A 7,736-nucleotide genomic window follows, 5' to 3' on the forward strand; every position below is an offset into this window, starting at 1 on the left:
AGCCCGGTTTCGACTGCTAAAGAAGGCTCTTCCGGCCTTTTAGATCAACGAGTTCGAGGTATTGCCAATCAGTGCAGTGCAGTATGACAGCCAGACCTCACCTCTAGATCAAAGGCGTTTAGCTGCACTTCAAGCGACAGACTCTCGTCCCGTGAAATTACGGAGATTGGCGTTGACCCTCCGCTGGAGTACCGTGGATCAACGATGGTGAATGCCGGTGTCAATCCCGAGAATAAGGACAGTTCTCAGCGAACCCGCTCTCGTAAGGACACCGCAGATATGGCTACTCAAACTTCGACAATTCGCTCCCGTGGCATGGAACTGCTGATGCAGTACAAGCAGTCTCCCTCTGTACACCTGCGTAACCGGCTGGTGCAACTCAATGCTGGACTAGTGCGCAAAATTGCCCACCGCGTCAGCCATCAGTGTTCTGAGCCCTACGAAGATCTTGAGCAGATTGGCTACATCGGTTTGATTCGTGCCATTGAGCGGTTTAACCCTGGTCAAGGCTGTGCCTTTAGCTCCTTTGCCGTACCTTATATTCGCGGTGAGATGCTGCACTTCCTGCGCGATCGCGGCACCACTGTTAAGATTCCCCGCCGCTGGCAGGATCTACAAAAAGAGTCTCAAAAACTACAGATGGAGCTGATGCGCTCCTTAGGCCGCAACCCCAGCGATAGCGAAATGGCTGATGCATTAGATGTGTCTGTAAAAGAATGGCGGGAAGTCAAAATGGCTCATAAAAATCGCCTTCCCCTCAGCTTGGATGCAACTGTATGTCAGCAGGTTGACTCCAACATCACCTTGGGCGAAACCCTGCCTGACAGTCACTATCAACTCATGCAGGCACTGGAAGAAGATCGTCAACAAATCCAGCGGGCGTTGAACCAGCTTGAGTCTAAAACTCGCACTGCTATTGAGTTTGTCTTCTTCAAAGGTCTATCCCGCAAAGAGGTAGCTGAGAAAATTGGCGTTAGTCCTATGACCGTTACCCGACGCATTCAACGCGGTGTCGACGAAATGATTGCTTACCTGCAACCTCAGGAGCTTCGCACGGATCCCTAGTCTAAGCATGGATTCCTAATCTAAAGTTGTTACGAGAGCGATCGCCGCAGGTAGTCTATCCAAGACTATCTGCGGCTTTCCCGTTCTGGGGTATACCGCTTAGATTTTCTCGTGAAGATAGGCAGACCACAACTGGAAGTTTTAGACAGCAAAAAGCCTTGCCATATACGAGTGACGGCAGTGTCACCTATGCTCGGCGGCTGTTCGTTTCAGAGCTATCCCCATCGGGCAGATTTAACATTTTAAAAGCCTGCGAAGATTCCACCGATGAAACTGGATTGTGTTGGGCTGTGTTTCTTGTTGATCGTGAAGCTGGAAAAGTGCAGAAAATCTCTATCGCTAAGTACGGTGGGCAGAATTGGGTGCAGTGGTCGATGGATGAACGCTACGCCGTGTTTGCCGAATCAATGGAAGGGGTTACCTGGTTCATCGCGTTAGATCTCCAGATTGGAGAGTCTAAAATGTTTGACTATACGGCTGCCCCCGCTGATCTGAGTAGCTTTACCTGGTTGAGCGATCGCACTTTTCAGGCAAACTTTCTTTGTGATGCTAACTGTGCAGAGCCACCGTTGCAGGGAGATATTACTAAACTATTTGCTCAATAAGCGACTGCCCTTTGCCTTGATGGCCTAGGATGTAGCAGCATTGCCGCTTCTGGTACTGGTAAGGCTGCCCGCTTTGGGTTGAGACACATGCTTGCTCATTTTTTACCGCCCTCCACAAGTGAGATCCAGGATGTGGAGGCTGTTGCCCTGCTGCAACAAATCCAGCGTCGTGTTGTTCAAGTGCCGGTGAGGCAAAGTACAACGGCGATCACAACCGCTTATGCCCATTATCCGCCTGATTCACCAACTCCTGTACTTGACACAATCCCTATTCTGCTTCTGCACGGATTTGATAGTTCCCTGCTGGAATTTCGGCGGTTACTGCCTTTACTGACGCATCGTCACGAAACCTGGGCGATCGACTTGTTGGGTTCAGGATTTACTGAATACACAGCTACGCTGGCGGTCAATGCCCAGACGATTCAGCAACATCTGTTCAACGTTGTAAAAGATTGGGTTGGGCAACCTGTCACTTTGGTGGGAGCCTCTTTGGGAGGAGCAGTCGCGATCGACTTTGCCTTGCATTATCCGAGTTGGGTGCGATCGCTCATTCTTATAGACATTGTTGGCTTTTCTGGCAGCTTCCCCATAGGGCAGTTTCTCCCAAGTCCACTGATCGAACTGGGCGCAGATTGGCTGTATTTTCGCAAACATGCAGCTCTGGCTGCTGCCTCAGCCTTGCCGATATGGGATGCAAGCCTGATGGATGCCCTGCGCTGCTCGTTGCTGCATCAGGAGATGCCGGGGTGGAGGCATGCGATCGCATCCTTTACCCAAAGTGGAGGTTACGCAAACTTGAGCAATGCGATCGCTCAAGTCATACATCCCACCCTAATTTTGTGGGGAAAAGCCGATGATGTCTTAGGAACGGTAGATGCCACGCGGTTTGAGCAAGCGATCGCGGGTAGTCAGCTGGTCTGGGTTGAGGGAGCGGGGCACGTTCCCCACTTCGATCAACCACAGGTCGTTGCGGATCACCTGTTGTCCTTTGCCCACTGAATTGAGAGAGATAGGAGCACCAGAGAAAACAGAAAGTCTACCAACCGACGGTACCCTGCCCCAATCCTGATCGCCTCCAATGGAGAGAGTCGTGATTCCGTAATGCCTGTGGAAACTTCCATTCAGATTGCTCCCAATCTAGCGTCAGTGCTCTTGATGCTGCTAGGGGGCGCAGCCTTGCTCTTTCCCAAAACAATGGCTGCCTTTGTGGGGCTTGGTCCCATCGCTCCGGTCGGAGTTTCTGAAATTCGCTCAACCCTGGGCAGTTTCTTCCTGGGGTTAGGAGCCACCTGTTTGTGGTTACAGTCTACGGATGCTTTTACCGTCCTAGGGGTAGCTTCTTTAGTAGCTGCGGCCGTGCGGTTGATATCGAGCATCGTTGACCGCAGCATCACTGTCAAGAATATTGGTGGTGTGGTAGCAGAAGCTTTCTTGGGGGCTTTGTTTTTGTTCAGTTGGATGTGGCAGGCTTGAGCTAGAACTAGCTCATTGGCACTACGGCAGTGGAACCCAAGTGCCATGAAAGCCATAGGGAACCCGCTGCGGTATTTGAATGCGAGCAACGGGTTCATCCGTTATTGCCTGCGTGCTGACGATGACTAACTCAGACGTGTTTTGCGCTTCATCGTGCACAAAGGTCATCAGCCACCCATCATCTTCGGCGGTTGCGCCTGGTCGGGGTACAAAGACCCCTTCCCCACCATAGCGTCCGGCTCCAAACGAGTGAACCTGAACGTTTCCATTGTCCAAATCAAACTTCAGCAACCCATCAAACTTCGGCACTGCGGTAGGAGCGCTCTTGCCAGCATAGCCATAGCGAGATTGCCGACCCAAATACTGCTCATTGATACGAGGAAACTCGCAGGCGCGATCGTCGAGGGCCTGTTCTTGCACAGCCCCTGTCTTCAGGTTAAATCGCCACTGGTAGAGCAAAGGCACGTCGCTGCCAACCTGGTGATTATCTCCCTCGTGGGCATCAGGAGACGCTCCCAAAACGTTGGTGTTACCCGTGCGACAAGCCATTAGAACGATATCATCCCCATCCTCATAGGCATTTAGGGTGTGGAAGACATAGCAGCTAGGTGCTTCAAACCAGCGAATCGTCCCGTTGTCGCCATGGCGAGGCATAATTCCAAATCGACTGGGGCGATCGCGCTCGAAGGCAAAGGCAGGTTCTCCCCGCTGCAGCCGCTCCAAGCGGAAGGTGAGGGGCAAATCCATGAAAAGGGTGTATTGCTCTGTGATGGCAAAGTCATGCATCATCACCCCCACCGGCAGATCGATTGGGACTGTTCGCAACAGGTCTCCCTCAGCCGACACGACACTGTAGTTGACGTAGGGCGGTTGGGCCAGCGAATAGCCAAAGAACATCATTTCCCCGGTCACCGGATCCACTTTAGGATGGGCCGTCACGGGAGAGGACAGCTTGCCGTTGAAGGTGTAGGTACCGATTGTCTCTAGCCCGGGCACATCAATCGCGTGCGGTTCCCCTCCTTCCCAAAGCGCCAACAGGCGATCGCGATGCCATACGAGTGCTGTATTGGCCACGTTTTTGAAGCCGCCTTGAGACGGTTGGAGCAATCCGCCAAACACGGCCTCCCCTGCTTGGTGCTCCTGGTTAAACCCCTGCGTCCGAATATAGCGATTGCGGTAACTCGCTTTACCGTCTTGGATGTGAACGCCGTGCAGCATGCCATCCCCATCGAACCAGTGATAAAGCCCCAGTGGTGAGAACTGCGGATTGGGACCATTACGGACAAACATGCCACTCAGTTCGGCTGGTAACTCGCCAACGACAGACAGCTGAGCGACCGTTAACTCCGTCTCGATAGGGGCAAAGTTACCAGTGAGGTAGGGGTTGAGGGTGGTTGTCATAGGACCAGTAGATTGACGATAAGTGGGAGTGTTTTGGTTTTGTGTGATAGGCAGCCTGCCTATCTTATAAGGCCATCATCAGGACAGGCAGGCGATCGCAAGCTCAAGGTCGCTGATAGTTGATTAGAACCGGCCAACAACTCTGGGGGCGATCGCAAAAAGTTACTGGCTGAATTTAGCTGTGTCATCTGCCAAGCAATCAGCGTTGGAAGTAAGGCAACAAGGCAACGCTCCATAAGTGTCTCGTCATGATTGCGTGTATCTCAATGGCCAATTCTCAGCCTGAGTCTTGCAAGACTGGGATGAACCCTGCTGGCTTTATTAACCGCAACAATGAGTGTTGCTAAGGTGCCCTTAATTATCTGTGTTTTGTTTATTACTTCGTGTGCGGCCTTGTGGCAACGCTTAAACCCTAGCGGAGTAATGAACAAAGGGTATATGTGTAACTGTGTACTAGATTCTGGAAGTAGTCACAGGAACATCGATCTAAGTACTTGATGCAGTATTACTACAAGCTTTTGTACTCCATTGAAGTGGGATGCTGAAAGCCGCATTCTGTCGTGTCCTTTAACTGTCCGTTAAGTACTGCTAAAGTACGCCGAAATGTATTTTAGTACGCTAGAACTAAAAAGCCGGAATCACTGCTTAGCAGTGATTCCGGCTTTTTAACTCAATCGGAGCGGCGGGATTTGAACCCACGACCCCCACTACCCCAAAGTGGTGCGCTACCAAGCTGCGCTACGCCCCGGTCTTTTAATCGTGCTTACCTAGAATACCACAGGGCGGTACATAGCCGAATGAAATTCGAGAATTTTGCAACCGGTGCTGAAAAATCCTCAAAACACCGTGAGATGGAAGATAGCCTGCAGCATTTGCTGGGTCGCCTCCGCATCCCACTCGCCTTCGCATTGACGACCTGACTTGAGAATGAACCGTATGCCGTAGGCCCCTGGAAAGCCCTCTGCTTCTATCCATAGCTGATCGGCTTCTGCTTCACAGGTAACGCGTTCATCGTCCATGAGTTCGCCGGCGATCGCCTGCATGGTTTCACTTATTTCCATCGCTAGCCGCTGAAAGGCACCAAACTCGGCCCTAGTTAACTCTATAGCCCAGTTGGAGCCAGCTAGCAGTCCACAGTATTTAGGGGCGGTGGCGTCCCAGCCGAGCCGCCACCCATTACCTTCCTTTGTAAACCGCTCACCCATGAACGCGGCCAGTCTTAATGCTGCTACTCGCCAATAATCTCAGGTTGAGTCAACTCATCAGACATCTCGATAATGGCCCGTAGCACAGGCTTCATCTTAGGGTCTTCGTAGTTTTCAAAATCTTCGAAGCGTCTCCGCTGAGCTCGATTAGCTACTTGTACCGTAATGCGGTAGCGATTTGAAGCGGCCCGAATCAGGTCTTCGGTGCGTCGCATAACCTGCGTACTGTCGAAAGGAGAGCGCTTAGCCATAACAACCTGAATAAATAACTCATGCCCTCATTCTACCAACAATTTTTGGTATCACCGCCTCCAATCAAGCATGGTGGCCTAGGGTTGGACCATAAACAGCCATTGAAGACATTCAGACTTGGCTTTGTAGGCGCTGCTTAAGACGAGCCGGCTCGCCCTCGTCCAGTACTCGCCCTGCCTCCAGCAGAAAGGCGCGATCGCAGTAGTCAAGTTCTACCAGTCTGTGGGTTACCCATAGAGCTGTTAGCCCCCGCTCTTTAACCAGATTTCTTACGCGTTTCACCAAATCAATTTGGCTATCGGGATCGAGTAGAGCAGTAGGCTCATCTAGTAGTAGCACCTGGCAGTGTCGGGCAATGGCCCCAGCAATTGCCACCCGCTGCTTTTGACCGCCGCTGAGAGCATAGATAGGTCGACGCTTTAGCTCCAATAGATTGATGGCGGACAAGGCATCATCAACCCGATTGCGAATCTCTGCTAAGGGAAGGTGCTCATCTACTAGGCCAAACGCTACGTCAGCTCCCACAGTCGGCATCACTAACTGGTGGTCGGGGTTCTGAAATACAAATCCTAGGGGCTTTCCGACCGACCACTCTCCTGCTTGAGGTTTCAGCAGCCCGCCCAAGATCTTTAGAAGGGTTGACTTACCACTACCATTGTTGCCTAGCAGCATGCAGAACTCACCGGGCTGCACCGTAAGCGAGCAATCTTGCAGAACTGGCAGCCCCGATGGCCACTGAAACTGCAACTGATTGACCCAAATGGCACTATGCTCTTGAGCTGAAACAATGTTACTAGGCACTGATCTTGACTCCTTAAGTAGCGATCGCTTACTGATCGCTACTTAAAGAGAAGAACCCCGGTGGGCGACCTGATGCTGTAGCCGTACCGCTTTTCTCAAAAATTTGGACGGCTGCAATTTCGCTACCCAGGACGCTGATACGTTTATGAGGCTGTTGGTCGCAGGTGATTTCGATGAGGTGACCATTGTTGTTGCGTAGGCTCTCTGTAATTGAGCCAAAAAGAGCCTGTGCCTCACTTGATTCTTTCTTTTGCACAGAGAGGGGCATTGGCGTGTGTTTCAGCGTTAACTCGATCGTGAACATGGTTGACTACTACTCAGTAAACAGAATATTTGGAGACCAGGTGGCTTGAACTAAGCTTGCCTATCTATACATATATAGAGTGTAAAGGTTCCTACTGGACAACTACAGCTCTGGTAGGAGCAAAAAGCTACCTGTGTGGGTGATAGACAATAGGTTGCCGTCTAGCATCCGGTAACTACAGCCCCCGCCAGAACGAGATGCCGCTTGTCTCTGCTGATGCTTGGCTAAGCTGCAACACTATAAAGAATAAGCTTGAACTAGAACAACCTAAATCCTTCCCCAAGAGGTAAGCAAAAATGCTTACTAGAACTGCTGAAATTCAAAGATAATTTGGTTTCCCTGGTCAGCCCTCCTAAAAATACCCCTTATAATGATACGTACGGTAAAGAATAGTAAACACTACTCATAATCTGTGGATAGTTGATTGACTGAGTCGGTCAATTGTTTGCAGGCTAGAAGTAGCGGCATCATCTTCCGTGTATATACCTTGTTGTTAGATAGTTACGGAGATTAGCGTATGACCATAGCAATGGGACGCGCGCAAGCGGAGCGAGGATGGTTCGACGTCCTCGACGACTGGCTAAAGCGCGATCGCTTTGTGTTTATCGGGTGGTCGGGCATCCTGCTGTT

Annotated in this window: 9 protein-coding genes, 1 tRNA gene and 1 pseudogene; 5 read left to right on the forward strand and 6 right to left on the reverse strand. The window is 51.2% G+C overall.

All coding sequences use genetic code 11. The features are described 5' to 3' along the window. Window positions 1-279 precede the first annotated feature (279 nt). The 4 genes from H6F75_RS02045 to H6F75_RS02060 all read left to right on the forward strand — a co-directional run bounded on the left by H6F75_RS02045 (window position 280) and on the right by H6F75_RS02060 (window position 3,143). Entirely contained in the window at window positions 280-1,065 is a 786-nt protein-coding gene (locus H6F75_RS02045) for an RNA polymerase sigma factor SigF (RefSeq protein WP_190748706.1), read from the forward strand. A gap of 158 nt (window positions 1,066-1,223) precedes the next feature. Beyond that, on the forward strand, window positions 1,224-1,670 hold the full coding sequence (locus tag H6F75_RS02050) for a hypothetical protein (RefSeq protein WP_190748708.1): 447 nt from the start codon (window positions 1,224-1,226) through the stop codon (window positions 1,668-1,670). 87 nt (window positions 1,671-1,757) lie between these two features. After that, the gene (locus H6F75_RS02055) at window positions 1,758-2,669 is read left to right on the forward strand and encodes an alpha/beta hydrolase (RefSeq protein ID WP_190748710.1); all 912 of its coding nucleotides are present in this window, start codon (window positions 1,758-1,760) and stop codon (window positions 2,667-2,669) included. 108 nt (window positions 2,670-2,777) lie between these two features. Continuing rightward, window positions 2,778-3,143: a DUF4345 family protein gene (locus tag H6F75_RS02060; RefSeq protein ID WP_190748712.1), complete on the forward strand. Its 366-nt coding sequence runs from the start codon at window positions 2,778-2,780 to the stop codon at window positions 3,141-3,143. Window positions 3,144-3,164: 21 nt separating this feature from the next. On the opposite strand, the gene H6F75_RS02065 is transcribed toward H6F75_RS02060, so the two are convergent. From H6F75_RS02065 to H6F75_RS02090, 6 genes are all read right to left on the reverse strand, one after another. Continuing rightward, window positions 3,165-4,544: a carotenoid oxygenase family protein gene (locus H6F75_RS02065; protein WP_190748714.1), complete on the reverse strand. Its 1,380-nt coding sequence runs from the start codon at window positions 4,542-4,544 to the stop codon at window positions 3,165-3,167. A gap of 674 nt (window positions 4,545-5,218) precedes the next feature. Beyond that, a tRNA-Pro gene (locus H6F75_RS02070) sits at window positions 5,219-5,292 on the reverse strand. Between the two features lie 88 nt (window positions 5,293-5,380). Beyond that, on the reverse strand, window positions 5,381-5,749 hold the full coding sequence (locus H6F75_RS02075) for a DUF1818 family protein (RefSeq protein WP_190748716.1): 369 nt from the start codon (window positions 5,747-5,749) through the stop codon (window positions 5,381-5,383). 23 nt (window positions 5,750-5,772) lie between these two features. Beyond that, complete coding sequence (locus H6F75_RS02080) at window positions 5,773-6,000, reverse strand: DNA-directed RNA polymerase subunit omega (protein WP_073610122.1); 228 nt, start codon at window positions 5,998-6,000, stop codon at window positions 5,773-5,775. A gap of 112 nt (window positions 6,001-6,112) precedes the next feature. Then, entirely contained in the window at window positions 6,113-6,802 is a 690-nt protein-coding gene (locus H6F75_RS02085; RefSeq protein ID WP_190748718.1) for an ATP-binding cassette domain-containing protein, read from the reverse strand. A gap of 28 nt (window positions 6,803-6,830) precedes the next feature. Beyond that, window positions 6,831-7,106 carry a hypothetical protein gene (locus tag H6F75_RS02090; protein WP_190748720.1) on the reverse strand — a complete coding sequence of 92 codons (276 nt, stop codon included), beginning with the start codon at window positions 7,104-7,106 and terminating at the stop codon, window positions 6,831-6,833. 517 nt (window positions 7,107-7,623) lie between these two features. Between H6F75_RS02090 and H6F75_RS02095 the strand changes: the two are divergent. Then, window positions 7,624-7,736, forward strand: a pseudogene (locus H6F75_RS02095) (photosystem II D2 protein (photosystem q(a) protein)); the annotation flags it as partial.

It is taken from the genome of Nodosilinea sp. FACHB-131, from assembly GCF_014695395.1.
GTDB lineage: Bacteria > Cyanobacteriota > Cyanobacteriia > Phormidesmidales > Phormidesmidaceae > Nodosilinea.

Bases quoted from the DNA above. Each gene is read 5' to 3' on its own strand.
- H6F75_RS02090 (WP_190748720.1), bottom strand. From the start codon at position 7,106: ATGTTCACGATCGAGTTAACGCTGAAACACACGCCAATGCCCCTCTCT.
- H6F75_RS02055 (WP_190748710.1), top strand. From the start codon at position 1,758: ATGCTTGCTCATTTTTTACCGCCCTCCACAAGTGAGATCCAGGATGTG.
- H6F75_RS02065 (WP_190748714.1), bottom strand. From the start codon at position 4,544: ATGACAACCACCCTCAACCCCTACCTCACTGGTAACTTTGCCCCTATC.
- H6F75_RS02075 (WP_190748716.1), bottom strand. From the start codon at position 5,749: ATGGGTGAGCGGTTTACAAAGGAAGGTAATGGGTGGCGGCTCGGCTGG.
- H6F75_RS02080 (WP_073610122.1), bottom strand. From the start codon at position 6,000: ATGGCTAAGCGCTCTCCTTTCGACAGTACGCAGGTTATGCGACGCACC.
- H6F75_RS02045 (WP_190748706.1), top strand. From the start codon at position 280: ATGGCTACTCAAACTTCGACAATTCGCTCCCGTGGCATGGAACTGCTG.